Origin of the sequence: Microbacterium deferens (assembly GCF_045517775.1) — a bacterium.
GTDB lineage: Bacteria > Actinomycetota > Actinomycetes > Actinomycetales > Microbacteriaceae > Microbacterium.
Genome location: NZ_JBEUWT010000006.1, coordinates 91,305 through 116,287, shown reverse-complemented (window position 1 = coordinate 116,287; position 24,983 = coordinate 91,305). Strand labels below are relative to the sequence as shown.

The window sequence follows — 24,983 nt, the reverse complement described above, 5'->3', positions numbered from 1 at the left end:
GCAGCAGAACAGATCGAGAATACGGGGGGAGCCTGCTCCCATACAGAAGGTTTGGTCACCGGTCATCGCGCCACCTCGGCACCCTCGGTCTCGACGTTCGAGTAGCAGCGATCAGCCGCGTGGGTGCACTTGTCCCACCCATTCGCCGTCCGGTAGCCGTGCCACTCGCAGCGAAAGTCGTGCATGAGCATGTCGATGAGGAGCACCTCTCTCCCGCATCCGTTGCACTTCACCTTCATGACTGCTGCTCCTTCCGGCGCCCGCGTCGCGCGCGCATCCGCTTCTCGGTGGAGATCACATCGGACTCCTTGAACCGCCCCATCAGCGGTTTGATCTCGCCCCACAAAACCCAGTTGCGGATCGTGCGCTCGGTCACGCCAGCGCGGTCCGCTGCCTGCTGCTGAGTGAGGTATCCGGAGCTCATGCGACGGCCTCTGGGATCACGTCGGCGAACGCTTCAGCCCAGAAGCCGTCGTCTTCTTCCTCGCTCCGCTCCCACGCGCACGACGTGCACCGGTAGCGGGCGGGTTCGCTCTTGCGCCGCGGCGGCACGACCCGGACGGTGCGGCAGTCGCACTCAGGGCACGGGTTCTGCGCCCAGCGCTCCCTGTCATCGAGGGGCCACTTCGCCAGTGCGTCCGAGATCGACCACCAATCGGGCTCGCCCTGGTGGCGGTAGAGGATCGCGTCCGCAAAGGCGACGACCTCCGTGCGATTCACGAGGGTGTCGTAACGCTCGAGGATCACCTGCAGGCAGTCGTTCGCTTCCTCGAACGCCTCGGCGGTCTCAGTGCCGGCGGCGAGCCCGCGACGGCCGACCATGGACGGGTCAACGTGCACCGCCCAGTCACGGAGCGTGCGCATGATGTCGTTCGACGCGTCGATCAGATCGGCAGGCACGGGCGCCGGGAGCTCCGGCCGGGACGACGACACCATCACGCGGTCGTAGACGGCAGCCTTCGTCGGGTCCGCGAGCGAACGCATGTGCCCCAGAAGGTCGGCCGCTTCGCTCAGGACGCGGCGGATACGGCGGTAGCAGGCGTCACACACCATGGCGCCATCGCGAGCCTGAACAGGCACGCAGCCGGTGCACGATCCCTCGCCGCTATTGAAGCTCTCACATACCGCGAAGTGCACATCTCTCACCGCGCAGCCGCGGACACATACTCGCTCGCTCATCAGAAGGGAGTGTCATCGCCGGCGCCCGGCGTCCACGCATCTGAATCACCCGGCGTTGCCGACGGCCACTGCTCGGCGGCCGGTGCGGACGGTGCCTGACCTCCAGAGCTCGATGCTGCGCGCGTTACCTGCGCGGTCGCGTACCGGAGCGATGGTCCGATCTCGTCGACCTCGAGTTCGATCGACGTGCGGTTCTGGCCCTCGCGGTCCTGATAAGAGCGCTGCTTCAGGCGGCCCGTCGCGACGACACGCATCCCCTTCTGGAGCGACCCGGCGACGTGCTCGGCAAAGTCTCGCCAACACGATGCCCGGAGGAACAGAGGATCGCCGTCCTTCCACTCGTTGGCCTGACGGTCGAAAGTGCGGGGCGTCGATGCGATCGTGAAGTTGACGACGGGAAGCCCGTTCTGCGTGTAGCGCAGCTCGGGGTCGGCCGTCAGGTTCCCCACGGCCGTGATGATGGTCTCGCCGGTCATGCTGTTCTCCTGGTCTCTCGGCTCATGAAGTTGATGAGCCCGGCACGGTCTCGGGTGTTCTTCCGCACGCGCTCCTGGAAGCGGCGGGCCTCGGCGAGGCTTTGGAACCGGAAGCCCGCCCGGTTCAGGTCCATCAGTGCGGTCTTCTCGGCGGTGGCCAGGCGGTCGAGCGTGGTGTCGAGCTTTGCCAGCTGCTCCCGCTCAGAACGGCTCGTCATCGTCTCGCTCCTCCGGGGTGAAGGTCGGTGAGTGGCGTTCTCTGCGTGCCCATATCTCGTGGCGCTTCCTGGCGGTGCCGCACCCTCCGCAGGGCTTCTCGGTCCCATCGGGGTGCTGACTGCAGAACGGTGACGGTTCCGGAGAGGATCCGGAGTGAGCCCCTCCTCTCGGCACCTCTCCTTCCTCTCTCTCCCCCTCTCCCACTACCGCTACGTCGTCCGGATCGAATCCGGATGACGTCCGTACGGTTGGAGGCGGGTCCGGGATCCGCGACGGCTTCGCGCCGTCGACCCTCGGCCAGTCCGAGATCGCGAAGTAGGTTCGCGGGCCCACGACGTACAGCGCAATGAGTCCCGACTCGTCGAGCACGAGCAGGTGCTCGTCGATCTCCTGCAGCGTCACCGCCTCGTCGAGGGTGAACAGCGCCGCCTTGATCCGCGCCGCCGTCGCCGACTCGCGGCCCTGGTCGTCCGCGAACATCTTCAGACCCAGGTACGTGAACCTCACCGGAACCGGCAGGCTCATCAGGTCCTCGTCCTGCCAGTCTTCGGGCGTCATCCAACGCCGCTTCGTCATCGCCATATCGGGTGGTTCCCTGCAGAATCGTGGTGAGGGCGTCGGAGACTTCGTGCTCGTCGACCCAGAAGCATTCGGTCCATCCGCGGCCGCCGCGGGGCAGCACGGGCCAGGAGTCGAGGGCGTCGGTGAAGCGCTGCTCGAAGCTCTCGCGCATCGCCTCGAGGGCGCCCTTCTCCCATGTGGCGGGGGTGTCGCGGACGAGGAGACGGACGCGGGCGCCGGTCGCGATGAATGAGCGAATGCGGGACATCCTCCACGCGCGGCCGACCTTGAGGATGCCGAACTCGGGCCAGTGGACGACGTACGTCATGGCGAGCTTCGGGATGGCGGTCATACCCAGACCCCGCTCAGGTGAGCGTCGACCTCGGCGACGGTGGCGGGGCGCCGGTCGCGGTAGCCGAGGAGCGACCACCATGACCCGTCGAGCGTTTGCACCGGCGTCAGCCTCACCCGCAGCGCGGTCTTCGCGTGCGTCGATGCCGGGAGGACACGAAGCCCGCGTTGGATGAGGTCATTCCGGGTTCGGCCGGTCGCGACCTCCTTCATGCCGTTGCAGATGGCACACGCGGCGACCAGGTTCTCGCCGCCGTCGAGGACGTCCCCGGCGCCACCTTGGCCGCGGTTCGCGCGATGGTCGGCGGTCTGTGCCTCACCGGTGCAGTGCGCGAGGGCGAGGAGGCAGAAGCCGCCGTCGCGGGCGATCACGTCCTTCTTGTCGTTCACGGTGACGGTCATGAGTGCTCACCCCGGAAGTTGGCGTTCAGCGACCGGAGGATCTCGATGTCCTCGGTCAGGGACTTGCGGCGCTCCCGGGCATACTCGAGCGCTAGCTCGGCGGTGTCGATCGCTTCCCACGCCTTGATGACGTCGGAGTCGGATTCGGCGGTGAGCTTGCGCGTCTCGGCGTCGCGGCCTTGGGCGCGCTGGCGGGCGTACCCGCGGGCGACGATGAGCTCTCGCTTCGCGTCCTTCACGGCCTTGGAGCGTCCGGCGAGGACGATCGGTGCCTGCGCGAGGGTCTGGCGCGCCATGAGCAGCGCGCCGGCGCACTGGATAGGAGACGGGAACAGCTGGATCAGCTGCTCCTCGTCGAGTCCAGCAAGGTTCAGCGGGACGAGCTCTACGTCTGTGCTGTCCTTCACCTCACCGGACCACTGATCGACGTTCACGATCGACGGCCCTTCTTCTTCCGGCGCGCTGCACGGTTCGCCGGGGGCAGGTAGTCGCGGGGCCCTTGGCGTTGCGGGCTCGGGGTGCCAACGAACTGCTCCGCAATCTGGCGCCCGCGCTCCTGCGTAAGCTCCCACTCGTCTGCCTTGAGGGGTCCCATCGTCGAGAGCTCGGTGCGGCGCGTGGTCTTCGCGACCTCTCTGGCGCCGGTACGGGCACGGTGGCCTCTCATCTCGAGCCACAGCGCGTCAAGCGTGTCGACGTCGGGGGCGGCCTGAATCTCGGCATCCCAGTCGCGCTCCGACACCGCGGCGGCGGGCGGCGCGGCCGGGTCCACTTCGTCCGGGTCGCGACGATCGCCGATGATGTCGCGGAACGCGTGACGGATCGCGGCGCGCTTCGCGGCCGCCCCGAACAGGGTCATCGGCTTGCGCTCCCACAGCACACGCCACTCGTCGACGGCAGGGATAGCTTCTGCCCAAGCGATTACCGCGGTGTACGGAATCTTCACGCCCTTGCGGTGGACAGTCACCCGTGCAAAGTTCGGTGCGCCTTCGCCCACCCAGACGGTCGACCATGCGACGCCGTCGGAAGAGAACTCCGGCGACTCGATGCCGTCCCACTTGCCCGTCTTGATCGCCGCCGCCTCATACGCGGCGACCGTGTTCGCGAACTCCTCGATCGATACCTCAGCGGATGCGATCTCCTTCATGCTCGGGCCTTCCTCGGGAGGTTGCTGATGGTCGTGTTCCACCAGATCGCGTGGTTCACGGTGTTCGCCGAGGCGAGGGCGACCTTGCGGCCGACCAGCTCGCGGATGATCCAACGGATTCCGTCGACGTGGACGGCGTCGCCGATCTCCCACTTCGCCGTCTTGGATCGGGGTGGGGCGATGATGGTGCCGCTCATGAGTTCTCTCCGTTCGATGACACCCGGAACGTGGGAGCCACGGGCTTGTTGCGGTGATAGAGGACGCGAGCGGCCGATGCGGCCTCCGCGACCCGGGAAGACAATGCGAGCCATGCGGCGTACGACTCGGGCTCGGCGGATGCCCAGGCCGTCTCGTCGAGGACTTCGACGTCCGGCTTCGGCTCGAAGTAGACCTGCGCGCGTGATCCGCCACGGCGCAGGGGGTCGCCGAGCTCTGCGGTCTGGTCCGCTGCCCATCCCTTGATCCGGGCGCCGGCGGCTTCCTTTGCCTTGCGGGCGGCGGACTCGGCCTGCTGCGCGGCGTAGTAGTCGGCGAGAGCGTCGTCGATCTCCTCGGGGAGGTCATCGATCTTCGGTGCGCCGGCCTCGCGCCATGCGATGAACCGGTCGGCCTGGCGGATCAGCTGCTCGATGCGCGCGTCGTCGCGGGCTACCCAGATGGTCTCCACGTCGACGCTGCCCTCCGCGCCGCGGACGTAGAGCCACCAATTGACGCCGAGAACGTGCATGCCCCACTGCATCTGGTCGAAGTGGTCGGCCGGGATGGGCCCGGTCTTCTTCTCCGCGTGATGCTTTGCCTCCGCGCCGAACACGCCGAGCTCAAGGTGTACGCCGATGCCGTCTGGGGTCGCGCGGTGGAGCGGGTTCTTGAGGTTTCCGAACAGCGCGGTGCTGCGGGTGATGAAGCTCACGCCAGCCTCGGCACGCTCGGCCGCGGAGATCAGGTCGGCTTCGTTGTCGTGGCCGCGCTGGGTGTGCAGGTTGCCCTTGAACGTGGACCCGTTGAGCTTGTCGCTGAGGATCTTGTCGAGGGTGCCGATGCCGCCCGTCGCGATCCGGTGGATCTCGGATGCGGTGACACCCTCGGAGCGGCCTTCGTGCCACTCCTCCTCCGTCGCGTTGTCGGGAACGATGCAGAGAACCTCGTGGTCAGCGATCGCGTATCTAGTCGTCATTGTCAGTCCTTCGGGAGCGGGAGGAATGTTTGTCGGCGGCGCGCTCGAAGGCGCGCCGAAACAGCCCGCGAGATCGCGGCGGTTATGGGTTGGATGAGGTTCCGCATGATGTGCCCTTCGGTTGGAACCGGCTGTGCGTTTAGATGAGGTGCCGGGGCCGCTCTTCGGCGATTCGGTCGTGTTCGGCCAGTTCCTGGTCGATCGCTGCGCATTCGGCGTCGACCTCGTCGGATCCGAACCAGACGTTGCGGTCGAACGCGCCGCACGCCCAGAACAGGGCAGCTGCGGCGACGACTGCTACGCCCAGCGCCCACCAGGAGCGGTGACCGGACGCGTACAGAGCCATCACTGCCAGGAACACGCCCAGGGCGATGTAACGGACCGCGTTCATGACGCCTCCACGGCGCGCAACACGCCAAGCCGTACGCGGAGCCGCTCGACCCCGCGCAGAGTGATGCGCACCTGGGGCGGGTCGATGATCAGCTCGCCAGTGCGGGGGTGGTGGTGCGACTGAGGTCGCTCGGCCAGGTAGCCGGCGCTGACGTGTTGCGCGTACGCGCGCCACTTGCCATCGCTCGCGCGGAAAGTCCATGCGAGAGCGGCGAGCTGCTCGAATAGGCGTTGGGGGCCGGTCTCGATGCCTGATCGCGCGAGAATCTTCGCGGCATCCGCGACGGAGTAGTCACCCTCTGCGGAGGCGAGCTCATCCCACGCCTCGGCGCGGGGTGTGAGCACGGCGATCTGCTGGTCTCTTCGGGCGACGATGTCCTGCGCCTGGATGAGCGCTCGAGCGACGAGCTGCTCGGGGGTCTCGGCGACGGCGTAAGTACCGGTGCGCCGGATGCTGGGCAGCACTTCGTGCGTCACCCACCGCTTGAAGGCGCGCGCCTCGGGGCGTCTCGACCGGATGACCAGCGAGTACAGGCCCGGCTCGTTCACCGTGGCGCGGGTGGGGTTTCCCGGGGTTCCGTCAGCAATGCTGATGGAACCCTTCTCGTCTTCGTCGAGCCCGGCGAGTGCCTGAGCTACGTTCGCCAGGCCGAGCGCGGCGCAGACATCGGCCGCGATGAACCAGGGCTCTCCGCTGTTGTCGACGACGCGGACGGGAACCTCGTCGAACCGGAAGACCTCGAGCGCGCTCATGCGGCACCACTCTGGGTCTGCACACGTGCGGCGATGACCCAGGCAATGATCTCGGCTCGGTCGTAGAGAACGACCTTGCCGCTCTCGCCGGTGGGCTTGAAGTAAGGGGGGTCGAGCCGCTTCTTGCGGCGCTTGGTCAGAATCTCTTCGGTCATCCCGGGGAGGAGCTCGCACACCTGTGCTGGCGAGAGCCACTCGACCGCTGGAGCGGGAGTGCTTCTGATTGCGGTCAGGCTTCCCATCAGGGGGCAACCTTGCCCGCGAGGGTGTCAAGGTCGACGCGAAGGAAGTTCGCCGCCGCCTCGATCTCGTCGAGCTTGAACGGGGCGTGCCCGTTCACTCTCGTCGACGTGTAGTTTCTGCTCCGGCCAATCGCTGCTGCGAGCTGCCCCTGATCGATGCGCTGTCTCGCGAGTTCGACGCGAACGCCCTCGGCGATGCGCTTCCAGAAGGGGGTTTCGGTTGGGCTCATATGGGAACGCTATATCTTGCATGAGGGCAAATGCAACCCCAAGCGGAATTCTGTGTTCCCATACGGGTACGCTGATGCTCATGGCTTCAGGAGCACAGGGACGCGCAGAAGGACTCGCGAAGCACTTCGCCGACTTCGTTCGGCGAGGTGGTCTCACGCACGACGAGATCGCCAAGGGCATTGGGATGTCGAAGACCTACACGTCGAAACGGATCAACGGTGAAGGCCAATTCACCCTGAAGGATTTCGAGCGATACGCCGTTCTGCTCGGCCTCGAGCCGCAGGAGTTGCTTGCGCGCGTCCGTCTTCCAGAGGCGTTGGAGTACGACGGGCGTCTCGTCCCCGAGTTCGAGGTCGTAAGCGGTCCCTCCGGGCGAACGGTCTACCTCACTCGCGGGGTCGATCCAGCGCCGCGCCCGGTCGGGAACGTCATCGAGGGCCGGTTCGGTGTCGGACCCTCCATCGAGGATGAACCCGGTATCCAGCAGCCGCCGGCCGACGTCGAACGCACTGCCGCACGAAAGGGCACCCGGAAGGCCGACCAGGCGCCGCACGCCGAATGATCTCGGGGAGGAGGTCTCGATGAAGGAGATACTGCGGTTCGCCGCTTCCTTGAACATCGCGGTCCACGGCGCCCACCTCGAGCCTGGAGTCCTCGGCGAATGGTACGAGGAGCGACGCGAGGTGTACTTCGACCTCCGCCTGACACCAGACGAGCAGGTCTTCACAGTCGCCCACGAGCTCGGCCACGCGCACCACGGCCATCAATGCCGCGCAGACCAGCGCGCTGAAGACCAGGCCGACGAGTACGCAGCGCGGCTCCTCATCGACCCCGCAATCTACGCAGCGCTCGAGCGACAGGGCCTCCATCAATACGACATCGCCGAGCACTTCGGCGTCAGTGTCCACGTCCTGAATCTCTGGATGACCGATTGCCTCCTCGCGCTCCGCGGTGTGACCTACGTGCGCTCAAGGATGGGCGTCGGCCAATGGACCGCACGCCACCTCCGCGCGCAGACCGCCTGACATGGCCGGCACGATCGAGCCCTACCCCACCGCCAGCGGGAAGCGTTACCGCGTCCGCTACCGGAAGCCAGACGGGAAACAGACAGACAGGCGCGGCTTCAAGACGAAGCGCGAGGCTGAGACGTTCCTCGCCGAAATCACCGTCTCGAAAGCCACGGGCGGCTACCTAGACCCGACGCTCGGCAAGAAGACCGTGACGATGTTCGGTGAGCAATGGAAGACCGGCCGCCTCGCACGCCTCAAGCCGTCGAGCCGGAACACCATGGAGACGGCCTGGCGCGTGCACGTGCAGCCGAAATGGGGCGGGCGCGGCGTCGCCAGCATCCGTTCATCAGAGGTCGAGGACTGGGTCAGCGCACTGCTTACGAAGACCGACGATCGGAAGGCGCTCAGCGCGCAGACCGTCCGCCGCTGCGTGTTCGTCCTGTCGAGCGTCATGGCGATCGCCGAGCGCGACGGCATCATCCGCTCGTCGCCGACCAAGGGCGTGCCGCTGCCGGCGAAGACCTCGAAGCCGAAGCGCTACCTCACCCATGAGCAAGTCGAGCATCTCGCTGCTGCCGCGCCCGGCCACGAGACGCTGATGCTGCTGCTCGCGTACGCAGGGCTCAGGTGGGGTGAGGTGTCTGCGCTGCGAGTGCGACACCTCGATATGCTCCGTCGACGCATGCTGATCGAAGAGAACGCAGTGCTCGTGAAAGGCGTCTACGAGATAGGCACCCCGAAGCAGGGTGAATCTCGCGAGGTTCCGATCCCCCTGTTCCTTGTGAAGCCGATGGCGAAGCTCTGCGAGGGGAAAGGGCGCGACGGGTTCGTCTTCTCCGACGGCGCCTCGCCGATGACCTACCCGCACCGCACGTCGGGGTGGTTCGTGAAGGCCGTGACCGCACGCCAGCTCGCCGACGCCAGCTTCCCGCCAATCACCCCGCACGATCTGCGCCACACGGCGGCCTCGCTCGCGATCTCCGCCGGAGCGAACGTGAAGGCCGTGCAACGGATGCTCGGACACGCCTCTGCGGCCATGACGCTCGACGTCTACGCGGATCTCTTCGACGATGATCTCGAAGCTGTTGCCGTGGCGATGAACAAGGCTCGCGCGGCAGCCATCTAGTGGCTGTAACGTGGAACGCGGCGAGGCCCCGGACTGGTACTCCGAAAACCTCGCCGCGTTCACCTGGATTTACTTACCTGACTTCTTGGTGGGCCTCTCGACGACGGTCGTCCGCGGGTTGCGGGCGGCCGTCGACTTCTTTACGAAGCGCCCGGTGATCGCGCTTCGTGCGCGTCCCTTGCCTGCCATAACATCACCCCCTCCCATACGAATGTGGGCAGAACGTGGGCAAGCCCCCACCGAGACGGCACCGAAGTGCGCGGCTCGATGAGGGCTTGCGGATCGCAGAAACCCCACGTTTACCTCTGCGATCAGGCATTTTAGAAGTCCCAGTCGTCGTCTTCGGTCGCCTCGGCCTTGCCGATGACGTACGACGATCCCGAACCACTGAAGAAGTCGTGGTTCTCGTCGGCGTTCGGCGACAGGGCCGACAGGATCGACGGGTTCACGTTCGTCACGGTCGCCGGGAACATCGCCTCGTAGCCCAGGTTCATCAGGGCCTTGTTGGCGTTGTAGTGCAGGAACTTCTTGACGTCTTCGGTGAGACCGACGGCGTCGTAGAGGTCTTGCGTGTACTGGATCTCGTTGTCGTAGAGCTCGTAGAGCAGCGAGAACGTGTAGTCCTTGATGTCGTCGCGCTCGGCCTGCGTGACCTTCTCGAGGCCCTTCTGGAACTTGTACCCGATGTAGTACCCGTGCACGGCCTCATCGCGGATGATGAGGCGGATGATGTCGGCCGTGTTCGTCAGCTTCGCCTTCGACGACCAGTGCATCGGCAGGTAGAAGCCGGAGTAGAACAGGAACGACTCGAGCAGGGTCGATGCGACCTTGCGCTTGAGGGGCGAGTCGCCGCGGTAGTACTCCATGACGATCTGAGCCTTCTTCTGAAGGTTCGGGTTCTCGACCGACCAGCGGAACGCCTCGTCGATCTCGGTCGTCGAGCACAGCGTCGAGAAGATCGACGAGTAGCTCTTGGCGTGCACCGACTCCATGAACGCGATGTTCGTGTAGACGGCCTCCTCGTGCGGGGTGATCGCGTCGGGGATCAGCGAGACGGCGCCCACCGTGCCCTGGATCGTGTCGAGCAGGGTCAGACCGGTGAACACGCGCATCGTCAGCGTCTGCTCGTCGGGGGTGAGCGTGTTCCACGACTGGATGTCGTTCGACAGCGGCACCTTCTCGGGCAGCCAGAAGTTGTTCACGAGGCGGTTCCACACCTCGAGGTCTTTATCGTCCTGGATGCGGTTCCAGTTGATGGCCTCGACGTGCGAGAGCAGCTTGAGCGGTTCGGGTGTCATGTCAGTCCTTGTCGGTTCCTGAGCCTGTCGAAGGACGCGGCACTAGAGGGTGCAGCTGACGCACATGTCGAGCTCGGTGCCCTCGAGCGCCATCTGACGCAGGCGGATGTAGTAGATCGTCTTGATGCCCTTGCGCCACGCGTAGATCTGCGCCTTGTTGATGTCGCGCGTGGTGGCGGTGTCTTTGAAGAACAGCGTGAGCGACAGGCCCTGGTCGACGTGCTGCGTCGCCGCGGCGTAGGTGTCGATGACCTTCTCGTAGCCGATCTCGTAGGCGTCCTGGTAGTACTCCAGGTTCTCGTTCGTCATGAACGGCGCCGGGTAGTAGACGCGGCCGAGCTTGCCTTCCTTGCGGATCTCGATCTTCGCCGCGATCGGGTGGATCGAGCTCGTCGAGTTGTTGATGTACGAGATCGAACCGGTCGGCGGCACGGCCTGCAGGTTCTGGTTGTAGATGCCGTGCTTCTGGATCGACGCCTTGAGCTCTGCCCAGTCGCCCTGCGTCGGGATGTGGTGGCCGGCGAACATGTCCTTGACCTTGTCGGTCTGCGGCACCCACTCCTGCTCGAGGTACTTGTCGAAGAACGTGCCCGACGCGTAGGTCGAGTCTTCGAAGCCCTCGAACGCCTGCTTGCGCTCGATCGCGATGCGGTTCGACGCCTGGAGGGCGTGGAAGAGCACCGTGTAGAAGTAGATGTTCGTGAAGTCGATGCCCTCTTCCGACCCGTAGTGCACGTGCTCGCGCGCCAGGTAGCCGTGGAGGTTCATCTGCCCGAGACCGATCGCGTGGGTGCGGTCGTTGCCGTCCTCGATGGAGCGCACCGAACGGATGTGGCTCTGGTCGCTGACCGCGGTGAGGGCACGGATGCTGGTGTCGACCGTCAGCCCGAGGTTGCCGCCGTCCATCGCCAGGGCGATGTTGAGCGAGCCCAGGTTGCAGGAGATGTCCTTGCCGATCTGGTCGTACGACAGGTCTTCGTTGTAGGTCGTCGGGGTGTTGACCTGCAGGATCTCCGAGCACAGGTTCGACATGTTGATGCGGCCCTTGATCGGGTTCGCCTTGTTCACCGTGTCTTCGAACATGATGTACGGGTAGCCCGACTCGAACTGGATCTCGGCGAGGGTCTGGAAGAACTCGCGCGCGTTGATCTTCGTCTTCTTGATGCGCGCGTCGTCGACCATCTCGCGGTACTTCTCCGACACCGAGATGTCGCCGAAGGGAACGCCGTAGACCTTCTCGACGTCGTACGGCGAGAAGAGGTACATGTCTTCGCCGTTCTTGGCGAGTTCGAACGTGATGTCGGGCACGACGACGCCGAGCGACAGCGTCTTGATGCGGATCTTCTCGTCGGCGTTCTCGCGCTTGGTGTCGAGGAACCGCATGATGTCGGGGTGGTGCGCGTTGAGGTACACCGCTCCGGCGCCCTGACGCGCGCCGAGCTGGTTGGCGTAGCTGAAGCTGTCTTCGAGCAGCTTCATCACGGGGATGATGCCGCTGGACTGGTTCTCGATCTGCTTGATCGGGGCGCCGGCCTCACGGATGTTCGACAGCAGCAGGGCCACGCCGCCGCCGCGCTTGGAGAGCTGGAGCGCGGAGTTGATGCCGCGCGAGATCGACTCCATGTTGTCTTCGATGCGCAGCAGGAAGCAGGAGACGAGCTCGCCGCGCTGCGCCTTGCCCGTGTTGAGGAACGTCGGGGTGGCGGGCTGGAAGCGGCCGGAGAGGATCTCGTCGACGATCTGCATGGCGAGCTTCTCGTCACCGTCGGCGAGGCCGAGACCGGTCATGACGACGCGGTCTTCGAAACGCTCGAGGTAGCGCTTTCCGTCGAACGTCTTCAGCGTGTAGCTGGTGTAGTACTTGAACGCGCCGAGGAAGGACTCGAAACGGAACTTCTTGCCGTAGGCGAAGTCGTTGAGCTTCTGGATGAACTCGAGCGAGTACTTCTCGATGACCGCGGGCTCGTAGTACTCCTTCTCGACGAGGTAGTCGAGGCGCTCCTTCAGCGAGTGGAAGAAGACGGTGTTCTGGTTGACGTGCTGCAGGAAGTACTCCCGCGCCGCGCGCTTGTCGGCGTCGAACTGGATCTTCCCGTCCGCGTCGTACAGGTTGAGCATCGCGTTGAGGGCGTGGTAGTCCATGCCCTCGAAACGCGCCTGGGTCTTGAAATCGAGATCCTTCAGAACCGTTTCCACCATCGTTCCAATCCTTCGTTGACGTGGTCGACGTCTTCCGGCGTGCCGAAGACCTCCACCCGATACAGGTGCGGCACGGAGCACTTCCGGCTGATGACGTCACCGGCGAACCCGAAGTGCTCGCCGAAATTCGTGTTGCCCGCGGAGATGACCCCGCGGATCTGACTGCGGTTGCCCGGATCGTTCAGAAACCGGATGACCTGCTTGGGAACGGCACCCTTCTCGACCCCGCGGCCCTGCCCCCCGCCATAGGTCGGGGTCACGAGCACGTACGGTTCGTCGACGTGAAGGGGTGGTTCGGAGGGGAGAAGAGGAATCCGCGCCGCGCGCGCTCCTAGCTTCTCGATGAAACGTGCGGTGTTGCCCGACACGCTCGAGAAGAACACCAGGAGCGGCGCAGCGGCATTCGATTCAGTGCTGGACGACTCGGCCGCACTGGACTCAGTGGCGACCGTCATCGTCAGACGAGTCGCGAGGCGAGTGCGTCGATCTTGTCGGGACGGAAGCCCGACCAGTGGTCTTCGTCGGTGATGACGACGGGAGCCTGGAGGTAGCCGAGAGCCTTGACCTGCTCGAGCGCTCCGGCGTCCTGCGAGAGGTCGAGGACCTCGTATTCGATGCCCTTCGAGTCCAGCGCTCGGTACGTCGCCGTGCACTGTACGCACGAGGGCTTGGTGTACACCGTGATAGCCATCAGAACCGTTTCTCCCCTCACAACCTTCGTTTTCCCGGTGGACCGCCGCCGGGACCTCAATACTACATATGGGTGCCGACATCGGAAGACACCACAAGGGGTAGTAGTTACATTCGTGTAGTTTTCCACCGCCCTCCCCATATACAACACAGGTTGTCCACCGTTTCATCCACAGGCGCGAGCATTGATCGATACCTGGAAAACGCCTGAACGACGGGCTTTTCGGGAGGGCCTGCAGCATCCCTCCACAGGCGCGACCATACGAGCACCCACCGACATCGGCACACCTGTGGAAACCGACGTCACGGCGTGTCGCGAGCCGACGCCTCCGGCCCCCTCGCGACCGGGCACCCGAACCCGCGCGGAGTCGGTACCGTAGAGCGGTCATGGCTGGCTACGGAGATCTTCTGCGCACCCGAGGGGTCGCGCGCATCATGGCGGCCCAGCTCACGGCCCGCTTCCCCAACGGCATGACCAGCCTCGCCGTTCTGCTACACATCGAGCAGGTCACGGGGTCGTACGGCGCCGCGGGCCTCGTGCTCGCCGCGACGTCGATCGGCCAGGCCGTGGCCGGCCCCGTCACCAGCCGGTGGATGGGCCGGTGGGGCATGCGCCGCGTGCTGACCCTCACCCTCATCGTGTGCGCCGCGGCGATCGCGGCCCTCGCCCTGGTCGACCTGCCCGTTCCCGGGTACATGGCGCTCGGGCTCCTCGCCGGCCTCGCTACCCCGCCGGTGCAGTCAGCCGTGCGCACCATCTACCCCAAGATGGTGACCTCGAAGCAGCTGACGCCCCTGTTCTCGCTCGACGCCTCCCTGCAGGAGATCATCTGGATCGTCGCGCCGGTCGTCATCACGTTCGTCGCCACCCAGGTCGGTACCGTGCAGGCACTGCTGCTCATCGTCGTCATCCTCATCGGCGGCGGCGCGTGGTTCATCCTCTCCCCCGAGGTCGGGCGCGTGCGCATCCCCCGCAGCCGTCGCGGTTTCGGACGAGTGCTCGCCAAGCCGCCGGTCATCCTCGCCACCGTCTCGGGTTTCCTCCTGATCGGGGCCTGCGCGGCGGTAGAGGCCGGAGTCGTCGCGACCTTCGGCCACGGCGGCGCCGAGGCGGGCATCGTGCTGGCCGTCTTCGCGATCGGAAGCCTCACCGGCGGCCTCAGCTTCGGACACATCCCGATGGGCCGCTGGGCCATGGCTCGCCGACTGGCGATCGTCGCCGGAGGCCTGGCGCTGACGATGATCTCGCTCGAGATGTGGTGGCTCAGCGGCACGCTGTTCATCGCCGGCATCGGCATCGCCCCCGCTCTCGCGGTCATCTTCGCGATCACCTCGGCGAGCGTGCGCTTCAGCGAGACGGCCGAGGCCTACGGCTGGGTCGGCACCGGTCAGCTCATCGGCGCGGCCGCGGGCTCGGCGGTCGCGGGGTTGCTCATCGACGCGGGCGGCGCCAGCGGCGCGTACGTGGCGGCGACGGCCTTCGCCGTGGCCGGCGTCGCCGTGGCAGCGACATTCGTGCGGGGCTTCCCCGACCTGCGCGGGCGCGATGCGAGCCCCGCGCCCGATACCGAGCCGGTGCGGACGATCACCTGACCGCCTCGCTCACGATCGGCGTGTGACTCAGGCGATGCGGCGCAGGTGCTCGAGAACGGCGAGCGCGTAGGCGTCGGAAGGCTCCGGATGCTGGAAGGTCACCACGTCGGCGCCGATCGCGGCTTCGACCTCGTAGGTGTCGGTGAGCCGTCGCAGCATCCGGAATCCTCCGCGCAGCATCTCGCGCAGCTGCTCCTCGGCCGGGAGCCACAGGGCGTCCTGCAGCGCGACCGAGTCGAGCGCCCACTCGGTCGTGCCGTTGAACGCGAGGATCGTGCCCGTCGAATACGCGCGCGGCTCGATCGTCATCTCGCTGACAGTGAAGACGTCGGCGTCGAACTCGGGGTCGTTCAACTGGAAGCGATCGCCTGACTGCGGGCGCCAGACGAGACCGGCGTCGCGCAGCGCCATGGCCGACTCGGAGGAGATCATGCCTCCAGTCTGCGACCCCTCGGCGCCTGCGGACGGAAACGGGCGACGAACGGAGGAGATGTCACCGCGGGAGTATCCATCTCTCCCGCCCCGCCCTCCGCTCGTGAGATGTCCTCCTCCGATGACGGAGGCACGGGCGCCGGGGCTCGCCGGATGCTGCGCGATCGGGCGGACAATGGAAGGGTGACCGACACGTTCGACCCCGCCCGGATCCTCCCCGACGACCTGCTGGAGCGGATCCGCGAACGCGCCGTGGTGCACGACCGCGAGAACACCTTCCCCGAAGACGACCTCGCAGAGCTTCGCGAGGTCGGGTACCTCTCGATGCTGGTGCCCGCCGATCGCGGCGGACTCGGGCTCGGGTTGGTCGAAGCATCCGTCCTGCAGCAGCGGCTCGCGACCGCCGCGCCCGCCACGGCGCTGGCGATCAACATGCACCTGGTCTGGACCGGTGTCGCGAAGGTGCTGCGCGACCGGGGCATCGACGACCTCGCGTTCGTGCAGGAGGGGGCGGCGGCCGGTGAGGTCTTCGCCTTCGGCATCAGCGAGGCCGGCAACGACCTGGTGCTCTTCGGCAGCGGAACGGATGCGGCGCCCACCGGCGACGGCGGATACTCCTTCACCGGAACCAAGATCTTCACCTCCCTCTCCCCCGTCTGGACGCAGCTGGGCGTGCACGGGCTCGACACCACCTCGCCCGACGCGCCGAAGATGGTCTACGCCTTCGTTCCCCGCGGCGACGCGGTGGCCACCCGCGACGACTGGGACACCCTGGGCATGCGGGGTACGCAGAGCCGCACCACTGAGCTGCGCGGGGCCGTCGCGCCCGCCCACCGCGTGGTGCGACGCGTCGACCCCGGACCCCAGCCCGACCCGATCGTGTTCGGCATCTTCAGCGTGTTCGAGATCCTGCTGGGCTCGGTCTACACCGGCATCGCCCGCCGCGCGCTCGATCTCGCGGTCGAGGCCGCGTCCGGCCGGCGTTCGAAGAAGACCGGCAAGGCCTACAGCCAAGACCCCGACATCCGCTGGCGCGTCGGCGCGATGGCACTCGAGTACGAGGCCCTCCCGCCCCAGCTGGCCGCGCTCGCCCGCGACGTCGACGAGCGCGTCGACCACGGCGGCAGATGGTTCTCGCTGCTCTCGGGCGTGAAGCACCGCGCGGTGGTCTCGGCCAAGCACGTCGTCGACGAGGCGATCCTCGTCGCCGGCGGGTCGTCGTACTTCGCCTCGAACGAGCTGTCGCGCCTCTACCGCGACGTGCTGGCTGGCATGTTCCACCCCTCCGACCCCGAGTCGGCGCACGGCACCGCGGCGAGCGCGTGGCTCGGGCCGATCGAGGGCTGAACCCCCGCCCGCCCGCGTGCGGGCGGCCTCCCTTGCTCGTGCGTCCACGCCATACTGAGTGCGAGAAGAGAGAGGGGCGGGGCGATGACGGATGCGGCGACCGTCGCCATCGTCGACGATCATGAGCTCATCGCTCTGGCCGTTCGAGGGATTCTGGCGCAAACCGACGATCTCGTCTTCGCACGGCATGCCCCGACCGTCGGCGAGCTCGTTTCGCGCCCGCGCGACGCCGACCTGGTGCTCCTGGATCTGAGACTGCGCGATGGAAGCCGGCCCGCCGACAACGTCGCAGCCCTACGGGAATGGGGGGCCAGGGTGCTCGTGCTCACCTCGGCGGAGAACCCGTATCTCGTGCGCGAAGCGGCCCGCACCGCCGCGGAAGGGGTGGTGCGCAAGTCCGCCCCCGCAGAGGTGCTGCACCAGGCGCTGCGCGACGCCGCGCGTGGGGACCTCCCGCTCAGCCCGGAGTGGGCGTCCGCCCTCGACACCGACCCGCTGATGGACGCGGCACCGCTGACCGACCGGGAGCGCGAGGTTCTCTCGCTGTACGCGTCGGGCCTGGGCGCCAAACAGGTCGCACGTCAGCTCTACGTCAGCGAGAACACCGTCGACGACCATCTGCGGCGCATCCGGAGCGTTTATCAGCAGATCGGGCGCCCGGCGGCCACGAAGGTCGACCTGTATCGACGCGGCGTGGAGGACGGGTTCCTTCCGGGACCGACGCGTGGGTGAGATCGGCGGGGCGGAGCTGGTCAGCCGGCGCGTCTTGGCGGTCGCCGCCGCGTTCATCACGGTCGTCATCACCGCCGTCACGCCGCGATTCGTCGGTGGCGAGGGGGCAGCGTTGCCGACGTGGTACGTCACCCTCGTCGTGGCGGTCATCGCCGTGATCGTCGTCACCGGCACCGTGGCGGCGTGGTCGAGCGCTCGGGTGCTGCGCCTCGGCGCCGCGGTCGCGACGACGGGTTACGTGCTCATCCTCGTCGGCTTCGCGCCCGCGGCGCTCGCGACGCCGTCGCTCGGTCGGGTGCCGTGGATGTTGTCAACGGTGGGGCTCGGGTCGGGCATCGCGCTCCTCGCCGGCGGGGTGGTCCTCGCCGGCGCCGTCCTCGCGCTCGGTGCGGGACTCGGTGTGACCTACCGCCTGGCATTCGGCGGTTTCGACCTCGACGGCGTCGTGAACGATCTCGAGAGCGTCATGACGGCGACGATGGCCTGCGCTCTGATCGCGCACCTGCTGGCCGTGACCGGCTCGATCGACCGGGCCCGCGCGGCGGAGAGGGAAGCGAGGGCACGCGCGGCCGCAGAAGGCGGCCGCCTCGCCGCCCGCACCCGGGCAGCGGCGCTCGTGCACGACGAAGTGCTCGCCACTCTCACGATCGCGGCGGCGAAGGGAGCCGCGGCCTCGCTCATCCCCCGCGCGGCACTGTCGCGTCAGGCCGCGCAGGCACGTGCCCTGGTCGAAGACCTCGACCGGCAAGGGGCATCGCCGGTGGGCACCCTACGCGCGGAGCTCGTCACGGTCACGAGCGGCGCCCGCGCCGAGCTCGAGGTGCTCATAGCGGACGCCGTCGAACCGCCCCCCGCGGCGGAGGAGGCATTGCTGGCCGCCACGCGGCAGGCGCTCGTCAACAGCATCCGTCACGCCGGCGAGGGCGCCGCCCGGCGCGTGACGTTGCGAACGGCCGCGAGCGGGATCACGATCGAGATCGTCGACGACGGATGCGGCTTCGACCCTGCGACGGTGCCCGCCGACCGGCTCGGCATCGCCACCAGCATCCTGCGTCGCATGGCCGATGTGCCGGGCGGCACAGCCGCGGTCCGCAGCTCACCGGGCGAGGGAACCGCTGTGACGGTGCAGTGGGCGCCCCCACCCGTGACACCCGTCGCCCCCACGCCCGGCACCCGCTCGGTGCGCGGTGCGATCACGGCGACGGCCGTCGTCTTCGTCGTGACGCAGGGACTCGCCGCAGTCGCCGCGGCGCTGGCAGGCCCGGCGTGGTGGGTCGCGCCGGCACTGCTGGTCACGCTGCTCGCTTTCGGTGAAGGGCTTCGCCGTGCCGCGCGCCCTCAACCCCCGGTCTGGAGTGCCGCGTATATCGCCGGAGGCCTGGTCGCGGTCGTGGCAATGGGCGCACTGGTCAGCCCGTACGGCTTCGGCCGATTGTGGTTCGTCACCGCCGCCGGGTTCGTGCTGGCCGCGCTCGCCCTGACCGGTCGGCCACTCATCGCGGTGACCGCGCAGGTCGCGGTGGTGGTCGCGGTGGTGGCGATCGTGCTGGTGCGCCACGATGACCTCGTCGTCCTCGGGTGGGTGATCACTCGCGCGCTGCTGGTGGTCGGCGTCTCCGCGGGGCTGTGGTTCGTGATCGCTCGGCTCATGCACCGCCGTCGGCTGCTCGACGCGCAGACCATGTCGGAGGCTGGGGCGCGGGCATGGGATGCTGCCGCCCGGGCGGAGCTCGCCCAGCACGCAACGACGCTTCGCGCACAGGTCGCGCCCGTCCTGACGCGACTCGCGGGCGACGAACCGCTGGACGAGCGAGACCGCAGCGCCTGCGCGAGCCTCGAGGGCCAGCTGCGCGACGAGTATCGCGCGGGCGTGCTGGCCCGCGATCCGCTCGATGCCGCCGTCCGCGCCGCCCGCGCGCGAGGGGTGGACGTCGTGCTCCTCGACGACGGCGACGGATCGGCATCCGACGGGCTCGTCGACGAGGTCGCGCGCTGGATGGGACCGCTCGTCGACAGCGCGCGCGAGCGCGTGCTGGGGCGCCTGCTTCCCCCCGGACGGTCGGCGATCGCGACGATCGTCACCGACGACGAAACCACCCTTTTCCGGGGCCCGGACCCCTCCGCTCCGTAGCCGCCGCTCCCTAGGGTTTCGGGTGACGGCCCGCCATTCCGGCAGGTTCCGACTCGCGAAGGAGATCGCACGACCATGCGTCACATCACACGCGCCGCCCTCATCACCGTCGCGAGCGCGGCGCTGGTGGCAACGGCCTCCGCGCCCGCCCTCGCTGTACCCGACGCCTCCGACACGACGGCCCTCACCGCGACCATCGGGAGTGGATCGCTGTCCATCAGTTCCCAGGCTTCGGTCGCGTTCGCGGCGTTCACCCCCTCGGTGTACAACGGCGACCACTACGAAAACGAGAGCTTCGGCACCGTCGTCACCGACAACCGAGCCGGGACCAGCGGGTACACCGTCAGCTGGAGCGTCACAGACTTCACCACCAGCCCCAGCAACGGCAAGCCGATCGCGGCGAACCGCCTGACCGTCACCCCGATGCCGGCGGACGACACGAGCGGCACGGTCACGTGGACCGCAGGATCGGCGAGTTCCTCCGGATCCGGTGTGCTCGGGACGGCGAGCAACGTCAGCGGGGTCAACGCTATCGCGCTCAGCACCGACCTCGAGCTCAGGATGCCCGAGAGCGCACTGGCCGGCGAGTACGGCGCCGTGCTGACCGTCTCGGTGACCGGCGGCTGAGGGCGGGTGGGACGCCGACGCTCGGCCCGCACCCCGCACGCCGTGCGCGTGCCCGCGCGCGGTAGTGAGGCGACGGCGGCGTGATGAAGATCGCCGCCGTCGCCCTCCTCGGCGCGCTCCTCGTGGGCGCGCCCTCGCCCACGCCGATCGCCGACGGCAGCGGGGGCAGCGGGATCGGCATCCAGCTCCTCGACATCCCGGTCGACGCGCAGGACGACTCCCGGGCACGCACCAACATCGTCGACAACGTCGCCCCGGGAACCACGATCCAGCGCCGCGTGACGATCTCGAACTTCGACGACGGGGAACAGCAGGCGTCTGTCTCGGCGGCGGCCTCCACGGTCGTCGACGGGGCCTTCACCCCCGATGACGCGCACCCGAACGAGCTCGTGAGCTGGATCTCGGTCGATCACCCCACGCTCACCCTGCCCGCACGCTCGGCCGCCGACGTCACGGTGACGATCGCGGTGCCCGCCGACGCTCCCGAAGGGGAGCAGTACGCCACCGTCTGGGCGCAGGCCGACGCCGGGCGGCAGACCACCTCGGGCGTCACGATCGTCAATCGCAGCGGCATCCGGGTGTATCTGTCCGTCGGTCCCGGCAACGGTCCGGCGTCGGACTTCGCGATCGAGGGCGTGACGGCATCGACGGGAGCGGACGGCGTGCCGCAGATCGACGCCGTCGTGCACAACACGGGCGGACGCGCGATCGACGTCAAGGGCAGCGTCGCTCTCCGCGACGGACCCGGGATGACGTCGGCCGGCCCCTTCGATCTGGGAACGGCGACCACGATCCTGCCCGGGAAGACGCACACGGTCTCGATTCCGCTCGCGGCCGGGCTGTCGGCCGGCCCCTGGACGGCGGCGCTCACCTTGCGCAGCGGGCTCATCGAGCGCACCGAGACCGCGACCGTCGCGTTCCCCGTCGCAGAGGCGGATGCACCCGCACCCGCTCCACAGCTGTGGAGCGCGGTCCTGGTCGCCGGCGCCGGCCTCGTGGCACTCTCCGCCCTGGTGTGGGCACTCGTTCTTCTGCGTCGACGCTCGAGCCGCGCGCACGCCCGCGCGGCGGGTTGACCCCCGCGCCCGCGGCGCCGCCCGGGGCGCGCAAACCCGCGGAGCCGACTTCGCACCCCGCCCGCAAGCCCCGGCCGCGTGCCGGTGCGCGTGCGAGGATCGGGGCATGTCCCCCACCCCCGCGGCCCTGCTGACTCCAGCCGACCTCGAACGGCGGCGCGGCCTGCGTCAGATGAAGGGCGTCGCTCTCGGCGCACTCGTCTTCATGGCGGTGCTGTTCGTCGTCGCCTACCTGTTCCAGGAGCGCTACCCCTGGCTGCAGTGGGTGCGCGCAGCCGCCGAAGGGGGCATGGTCGGCGCCCTGGCCGACTGGTTCGCGGTGACCGCCCTGTTCCGCAGGCCCCTGGGGCTTCCCATCCCCCACACCGCGATCATCCCAAGGCGCAAGGACGAGATCGGCCGCACCCTCGGCGAATTCGTCGAGACGAACTTCCTCTCCGGCCCCGTCGTCCGCGCACGCCTGGAGGGCACGCCGCTCGCCGCGCGCTTCGGCGGCTGGCTTCGACAGCGCGTCAACGCCGAGCGCGTGGCCACCGAGGGCGCGTCGGTGGCCACGGCGGTGCTCGGGGCCCTCAGCGACGACGACGTGAGCGAGCTCATCGGCGACCTCGCCCGCGAGCACCTCATCGCCCCCGACTGGGGCCCCTCGCTCGGCGGCTGGCTCGAGAAGGTCACCGAGTCGGGCGCGCACCACGGCGCCGTCGACCTGGCCGCCGAGAACATCGTGAACTGGCTGAACGACAATCCGCAGGCCTTCGACGGCATCGTCTCGCGGCGGCTTCCGTCGTGGGTGCCGAGCATGGTGGTGCGGCTCATCGACGACACGCTCTACCGCGAGGCGGTCTCGTTCGTCTCGGCCGTCCGCGCCGACGGCGACCACCCCGCCCGTCACGCCATCGACGCCTACCTCGCGCGTCTGGCCGACAACCTCCAGCACGACCCCGCCACCATCGGGCGCCTCGAAGACGCGAAGGTCTCGGTCTTCGACAGTCCACGCGTGCGGGGTCTGGCCTCCGAGGCCTGGGAGACGGCGAAGACCGGGTTGCTCACGGCGCTCGCCGACCCGCAGAGCGGGCTGCGCGTGCGCGCGGCGGACGCACTGGTCGAGATCGGCGAACGACTCGAGACGGATGCGGCGCTGCAGAGCCGCGTCGACGGGTGGGTCATCGACGCCGCGGTCTTCGTCGTGGAGCGCTACCGCCATGACATCGCCTCGATCATCACCGACACCGTGCAGCGGTGGGACCCGGCCGAGACCACCGAGAAGATCGAGCTCATGGTGGGCCGCGACCTGCAGTACATCCGTTTGAACGGCACGATCGTCGGCGCGCTCGCGGGCGCCGTCATCTTCACCCTCGCCCACGTCGTGCTGGGCGGGGCGGTAGCGTGATCTCCGTGGCCGAAGCATCCGCCGACCAAGCGCTTTTCACCTACGGAACCCTGCAGCTCCCCGAGGTGCAGCTCGACACGTTCGGGCGCCTCGTCGAGGGCGAGGACGACGTGCTGCCCGGCTACACGACGGTCGACGTCAACGTCGACGATCCGCGCGTCGTGACGCTCTCGGGGTCAGCCCTGCAGTCGGTGCTGCGGCGCACGGGCAGCGCCCGCGACAAGGTCGTCGGCACCGTGCTGTGGGTCACCGAAGAGGAACTCGACGCCGCCGACGAATACGAGGTCGCCGTGTACCGCCGGGTGGAGGTCACTCTCGCCAGCGGCCGTACCGCGTGGGTCTACGCCGCGGCGGCGGGGGTCGGCGCATGATCCAGCTCGCGGTGGTGCGTCACGCCAAGGCCGAGCACGGCGGGCTCGAGCTCGTCGACCACGAGCGCCGGTTGAGTGCGCAGGGCGTGCGCGACGCCGCCGACGTGGCGGCCCGCGTTCTGCGCTCGGGCGTGAGATCGGAGGTCGTGCTCTCGAGCACGGCGGCCCGCGCCACCGCGACCGCCGCGGCGTTCGCCGACGCCTTCGGCACGACGGTCGTCGAAGACCCCGAGCTCTACGCAGCATCCGCCGACCGCATCCTCGCGATTGCCCGCGCCCACGGCGCCGCCGAACTCACGGTCGTCTCGCACGACCCGGGTGTCAGCGCTCTGGTGAGCGAGCTCAGTGGCCGGGACGTGGGGATGACCACCGGTGCGGTGGCGCTGTTGACCTGGAACGACGGCGACTGGAACGACGTCGGCATCGTGCCGCCCGACGAGTTCACGCTGCTGACGCCCGGCTGAGCCGAGGCTCGAGCCGGGCGTCAGGAAAGCTCCTCGGCAGTGGTCGCGGTTACTCGACGCGGATGCGGCGACTCGTCAGCACGGCGATGATTCCGATGAGGGCGAGCACCGACACGAGCGACGTGAGCAGATAGGTCGCCCCGCCCGCAGCTCCGATGAGGCCCGTCGCCACGAGAGGCGCGAAGCCTGCGGCGATCGTCGCGGCGAGCTGGTACGACACTCCCACTCCGGTGAAACGGTTGCGCACCGGGAACAGGTCGGCCATGTAGGCGGCGAGCGGCCCGGTGATCATCGCGTTTCCGATGGGCTGGAGGATGATGAACGCCAGGAGCACGGCGGCGAGATTGGGCTGAGCGAGCAAACCAAAGGCGACCCAGACCAGCGCACCGCTCACGACGAACCCGATGACCATCAGACGCACGCGGCCGAAGCGGTCCGACAGCGCCGCGAAGAAGAGCGTCGCGAAGATCGTCAGGGCGTTGCTGATGGTCAACATCCACAGCGCCGGCGCCTGCTCGTTGCCGTTGCCGATCGCGTACTGCAACCCGAAGGTCGCGGTCAGCGACTGCAGGAAGAAGGGCGACAGCGCGGTGAGGACGACCAGCAGCACGCTGATGCCGTTCTGCGAGAACGTCGAGAAGAGCGGAACCCGCGGCGTGCCCTCGGTGGCCTCCGTCGCCTCGAACTCCGGCGACTCCTTGACGCCGAGTCTCACCAGGATCGCCACGATGACCAGCACGGCCGACGCGAGGAAGGGGATGCGCCACCCCCACGACAGCAGCATCTCCTGGGGCATGAGCGAGACGAGCGAGAACGTCAGCGTCGCGAGGACCGCGCCGCTCGGACCGCCGCTCTGCACCACCGCGCCGGCGAAACCGCGCCTCGCGGTCTGCGCGTGCTCGATCGACATGAGGCTCGCACCCGCCCACTCGCCGCCCACGGCGAAACCCTGCACGACGCGGAGGGTCACCAGCAGCACCGCTGCGAAACCCCCGATGGCGGCCGAGCCGGGGATGAGGCCGATGCCGATGGAGGCCGCCCCCATGATGATCATCGTCACCACGAGCATCTGGCGGCGTCCGAGCCGGTCTCCGAAGTGCCCGAACACGACGGCCCCCACGGGGCGGGCGACGTAGCCCGCCGCCAATGTCACGTACGACAGGACGATGCCGAGCGCCGGGTCGATACCGGAGAAGAACACCGCGGGGAAGACGATGGCCGACGCCGTCGAGTAGATCACGAAGTCGTAGAACTCCAGCGTGGCGCCGAGGTAGCTGCCGAGAGAAGCCCGTCGGGCGTCTCGGGGGTTCTTACGGACGTCGGGGTGGACGGCTGTGGATGCAGGGGTGGACACGTCGGCTCTCCTTCGAGC

33 protein-coding genes are annotated in these 24,983 nt (G+C 68.0%); 12 read left to right on the top strand and 21 right to left on the bottom strand.

Annotated features, from left to right (window positions below):
• Nucleotides 1–62: 62 nt before the first annotated feature.
• The 15 genes from ABTU82_RS16400 to ABTU82_RS16330 all read right to left on the bottom strand — a co-directional run bounded on the left by ABTU82_RS16400 (nt 63) and on the right by ABTU82_RS16330 (nt 7,124).
• Nucleotides 63–239 carry a hypothetical protein gene (locus tag ABTU82_RS16400; protein WP_407174390.1) on the bottom strand — a complete coding sequence of 59 codons (177 nt, stop codon included), beginning with the start codon at nt 237–239 and terminating at the stop codon, nt 63–65.
• On the bottom strand, nt 236–424 hold the full coding sequence (locus tag ABTU82_RS16395; RefSeq protein WP_407174388.1) for a helix-turn-helix domain-containing protein: 189 nt from the start codon (nt 422–424) through the stop codon (nt 236–238). Before ABTU82_RS16395 ends, ABTU82_RS16400 begins: the two co-directional genes overlap by 4 nt.
• A complete protein-coding gene (locus ABTU82_RS16390; RefSeq protein WP_407174386.1) occupies nt 421–984 on the bottom strand; it encodes a hypothetical protein in 564 nt (187 codons plus the stop codon). The genes ABTU82_RS16395 and ABTU82_RS16390 overlap by 4 nt, the downstream gene beginning before the upstream one ends.
• A gap of 194 nt (nt 985–1,178) precedes the next feature.
• Complete coding sequence (locus ABTU82_RS16385) at nt 1,179–1,655, bottom strand: single-stranded DNA-binding protein (protein WP_407174384.1); 477 nt, start codon at nt 1,653–1,655, stop codon at nt 1,179–1,181.
• Nucleotides 1,652–1,873 (bottom strand): hypothetical protein, encoded by a 222-nt coding sequence (locus tag ABTU82_RS16380; protein ID WP_407174382.1) that lies wholly within the window; start codon nt 1,871–1,873, stop codon nt 1,652–1,654. Before ABTU82_RS16380 ends, ABTU82_RS16385 begins: the two co-directional genes overlap by 4 nt.
• A complete protein-coding gene (locus tag ABTU82_RS16375; RefSeq protein ID WP_407174380.1) occupies nt 1,857–2,432 on the bottom strand; it encodes a hypothetical protein in 576 nt (191 codons plus the stop codon). Before ABTU82_RS16375 ends, ABTU82_RS16380 begins: the two co-directional genes overlap by 17 nt.
• Nucleotides 2,433–2,783: 351 nt before the next feature.
• Complete coding sequence (locus tag ABTU82_RS16370; RefSeq protein ID WP_407174378.1) at nt 2,784–3,188, bottom strand: HNH endonuclease; 405 nt, start codon at nt 3,186–3,188, stop codon at nt 2,784–2,786.
• Nucleotides 3,185–3,622 carry a hypothetical protein gene (locus tag ABTU82_RS16365; protein WP_407174376.1) on the bottom strand — a complete coding sequence of 146 codons (438 nt, stop codon included), beginning with the start codon at nt 3,620–3,622 and terminating at the stop codon, nt 3,185–3,187. The genes ABTU82_RS16370 and ABTU82_RS16365 overlap by 4 nt, the downstream gene beginning before the upstream one ends.
• Complete coding sequence (locus ABTU82_RS16360) at nt 3,619–4,335, bottom strand: hypothetical protein (RefSeq protein ID WP_407174374.1); 717 nt, start codon at nt 4,333–4,335, stop codon at nt 3,619–3,621. The genes ABTU82_RS16365 and ABTU82_RS16360 overlap by 4 nt, the downstream gene beginning before the upstream one ends.
• Nucleotides 4,332–4,532, bottom strand: coding sequence for a hypothetical protein (locus ABTU82_RS16355; RefSeq protein WP_407174372.1), 201 nt, complete (start codon nt 4,530–4,532; stop codon nt 4,332–4,334). The genes ABTU82_RS16360 and ABTU82_RS16355 overlap by 4 nt, the downstream gene beginning before the upstream one ends.
• Nucleotides 4,529–5,509 carry a hypothetical protein gene (locus ABTU82_RS16350; RefSeq protein ID WP_407174370.1) on the bottom strand — a complete coding sequence of 327 codons (981 nt, stop codon included), beginning with the start codon at nt 5,507–5,509 and terminating at the stop codon, nt 4,529–4,531. Before ABTU82_RS16350 ends, ABTU82_RS16355 begins: the two co-directional genes overlap by 4 nt.
• A 139-nt stretch (nt 5,510–5,648) precedes the next feature.
• Entirely contained in the window at nt 5,649–5,900 is a 252-nt protein-coding gene (locus ABTU82_RS16345) for a hypothetical protein (protein ID WP_407174368.1), read from the bottom strand.
• Complete coding sequence (locus ABTU82_RS16340; RefSeq protein ID WP_407174366.1) at nt 5,897–6,652, bottom strand: phage antirepressor KilAC domain-containing protein; 756 nt, start codon at nt 6,650–6,652, stop codon at nt 5,897–5,899. Before ABTU82_RS16340 ends, ABTU82_RS16345 begins: the two co-directional genes overlap by 4 nt.
• Nucleotides 6,649–6,807 (bottom strand): hypothetical protein, encoded by a 159-nt coding sequence (locus tag ABTU82_RS16335; RefSeq protein WP_407174364.1) that lies wholly within the window; start codon nt 6,805–6,807, stop codon nt 6,649–6,651. Before ABTU82_RS16335 ends, ABTU82_RS16340 begins: the two co-directional genes overlap by 4 nt.
• Before the next feature lie 86 nt (nt 6,808–6,893).
• Nucleotides 6,894–7,124: a helix-turn-helix domain-containing protein gene (locus ABTU82_RS16330; RefSeq protein WP_407174362.1), complete on the bottom strand. Its 231-nt coding sequence runs from the start codon at nt 7,122–7,124 to the stop codon at nt 6,894–6,896.
• A gap of 80 nt (nt 7,125–7,204) precedes the next feature.
• Between ABTU82_RS16330 and ABTU82_RS16325 the strand changes: the two genes are divergently transcribed.
• From ABTU82_RS16325 to ABTU82_RS16315, 3 genes are read left to right on the top strand one after another with little or no spacing between them, the layout of a single operon-like run.
• Nucleotides 7,205–7,687 carry a helix-turn-helix domain-containing protein gene (locus ABTU82_RS16325; RefSeq protein ID WP_407174360.1) on the top strand — a complete coding sequence of 161 codons (483 nt, stop codon included), beginning with the start codon at nt 7,205–7,207 and terminating at the stop codon, nt 7,685–7,687.
• Nucleotides 7,688–7,706: 19 nt separating this feature from the next.
• Complete coding sequence (locus tag ABTU82_RS16320; RefSeq protein ID WP_407174358.1) at nt 7,707–8,150, top strand: ImmA/IrrE family metallo-endopeptidase; 444 nt, start codon at nt 7,707–7,709, stop codon at nt 8,148–8,150.
• Nucleotide 8,151: 1 nt separating this feature from the next.
• Complete coding sequence (locus ABTU82_RS16315) at nt 8,152–9,261, top strand: site-specific integrase (protein WP_407174356.1); 1,110 nt, start codon at nt 8,152–8,154, stop codon at nt 9,259–9,261.
• Between the two features lie 320 nt (nt 9,262–9,581).
• On the opposite strand, the gene nrdF is transcribed toward ABTU82_RS16315, so the two are convergent.
• Genes nrdF through nrdH form a run of 4 tightly spaced genes read right to left on the bottom strand, consistent with a single transcriptional unit; the run spans nt 9,582 to nt 13,449 of the window.
• A complete protein-coding gene (nrdF, locus tag ABTU82_RS16310; protein WP_116647524.1) occupies nt 9,582–10,559 on the bottom strand; it encodes a class 1b ribonucleoside-diphosphate reductase subunit beta in 978 nt (325 codons plus the stop codon).
• Nucleotides 10,560–10,601: 42 nt separating this feature from the next.
• Complete coding sequence (nrdE, locus tag ABTU82_RS16305; RefSeq protein WP_407174353.1) at nt 10,602–12,758, bottom strand: class 1b ribonucleoside-diphosphate reductase subunit alpha; 2,157 nt, start codon at nt 12,756–12,758, stop codon at nt 10,602–10,604.
• Nucleotides 12,740–13,213, bottom strand: a complete 474-nt coding sequence (nrdI, locus tag ABTU82_RS16300) for a class Ib ribonucleoside-diphosphate reductase assembly flavoprotein NrdI (protein ID WP_116647526.1) — start codon at nt 13,211–13,213, stop codon at nt 12,740–12,742. The genes nrdE and nrdI overlap by 19 nt, the downstream gene beginning before the upstream one ends.
• Nucleotides 13,214–13,215: 2 nt before the next feature.
• Nucleotides 13,216–13,449 (bottom strand): glutaredoxin-like protein NrdH, encoded by a 234-nt coding sequence (gene nrdH / locus ABTU82_RS16295; RefSeq protein ID WP_116647527.1) that lies wholly within the window; start codon nt 13,447–13,449, stop codon nt 13,216–13,218.
• A gap of 386 nt (nt 13,450–13,835) precedes the next feature.
• Here nrdH and ABTU82_RS16290 point away from each other — a divergent pair, with 386 nt between their 5' ends.
• Nucleotides 13,836–15,041, top strand: a complete 1,206-nt coding sequence (locus ABTU82_RS16290; protein ID WP_407174350.1) for an MFS transporter — start codon at nt 13,836–13,838, stop codon at nt 15,039–15,041.
• Nucleotides 15,042–15,068: 27 nt separating this feature from the next.
• Here ABTU82_RS16290 and ABTU82_RS16285 read toward each other — a convergent pair whose 3' ends face one another.
• Nucleotides 15,069–15,473, bottom strand: coding sequence for a pilus assembly protein CpaE (locus ABTU82_RS16285; protein WP_407174348.1), 405 nt, complete (start codon nt 15,471–15,473; stop codon nt 15,069–15,071).
• Nucleotides 15,474–15,626: 153 nt separating this feature from the next.
• On the opposite strand from ABTU82_RS16285, the gene ABTU82_RS16280 reads away from it, so the two are divergent.
• The 8 genes from ABTU82_RS16280 (at nt 15,627) to ABTU82_RS16245 (ending at nt 23,611) form a co-directional block, all read left to right on the top strand.
• Entirely contained in the window at nt 15,627–16,820 is a 1,194-nt protein-coding gene (locus ABTU82_RS16280; RefSeq protein WP_407174396.1) for an acyl-CoA dehydrogenase family protein, read from the top strand.
• A gap of 84 nt (nt 16,821–16,904) precedes the next feature.
• Nucleotides 16,905–17,552, top strand: a complete 648-nt coding sequence (locus ABTU82_RS16275) for a LuxR C-terminal-related transcriptional regulator (RefSeq protein WP_116647531.1) — start codon at nt 16,905–16,907, stop codon at nt 17,550–17,552.
• Nucleotides 17,545–19,683 carry an ATP-binding protein gene (locus tag ABTU82_RS16270; RefSeq protein WP_407174346.1) on the top strand — a complete coding sequence of 713 codons (2,139 nt, stop codon included), beginning with the start codon at nt 17,545–17,547 and terminating at the stop codon, nt 19,681–19,683. The genes ABTU82_RS16275 and ABTU82_RS16270 overlap by 8 nt, the downstream gene beginning before the upstream one ends.
• A gap of 75 nt (nt 19,684–19,758) precedes the next feature.
• Nucleotides 19,759–20,310, top strand: a complete 552-nt coding sequence (locus ABTU82_RS16265; protein ID WP_407174344.1) for a hypothetical protein — start codon at nt 19,759–19,761, stop codon at nt 20,308–20,310.
• Nucleotides 20,311–20,390: 80 nt separating this feature from the next.
• Entirely contained in the window at nt 20,391–21,386 is a 996-nt protein-coding gene (locus ABTU82_RS16260) for a hypothetical protein (RefSeq protein WP_407174342.1), read from the top strand.
• Between the two features lie 106 nt (nt 21,387–21,492).
• Nucleotides 21,493–22,776: a DUF445 domain-containing protein gene (locus ABTU82_RS16255; protein ID WP_407174340.1), complete on the top strand. Its 1,284-nt coding sequence runs from the start codon at nt 21,493–21,495 to the stop codon at nt 22,774–22,776.
• Nucleotides 22,777–22,781: 5 nt separating this feature from the next.
• Nucleotides 22,782–23,147 (top strand): gamma-glutamylcyclotransferase family protein, encoded by a 366-nt coding sequence (locus tag ABTU82_RS16250; protein ID WP_407174338.1) that lies wholly within the window; start codon nt 22,782–22,784, stop codon nt 23,145–23,147.
• Complete coding sequence (locus tag ABTU82_RS16245; RefSeq protein WP_407174336.1) at nt 23,144–23,611, top strand: SixA phosphatase family protein; 468 nt, start codon at nt 23,144–23,146, stop codon at nt 23,609–23,611. The genes ABTU82_RS16250 and ABTU82_RS16245 overlap by 4 nt, the downstream gene beginning before the upstream one ends.
• Before the next feature lie 49 nt (nt 23,612–23,660).
• Here ABTU82_RS16245 and ABTU82_RS16240 read toward each other — a convergent pair whose 3' ends face one another.
• On the bottom strand, nt 23,661–24,965 hold the full coding sequence (locus tag ABTU82_RS16240) for an MFS transporter (RefSeq protein ID WP_407174334.1): 1,305 nt from the start codon (nt 24,963–24,965) through the stop codon (nt 23,661–23,663).
• Nucleotides 24,966–24,983 lie beyond the last annotated feature (18 nt).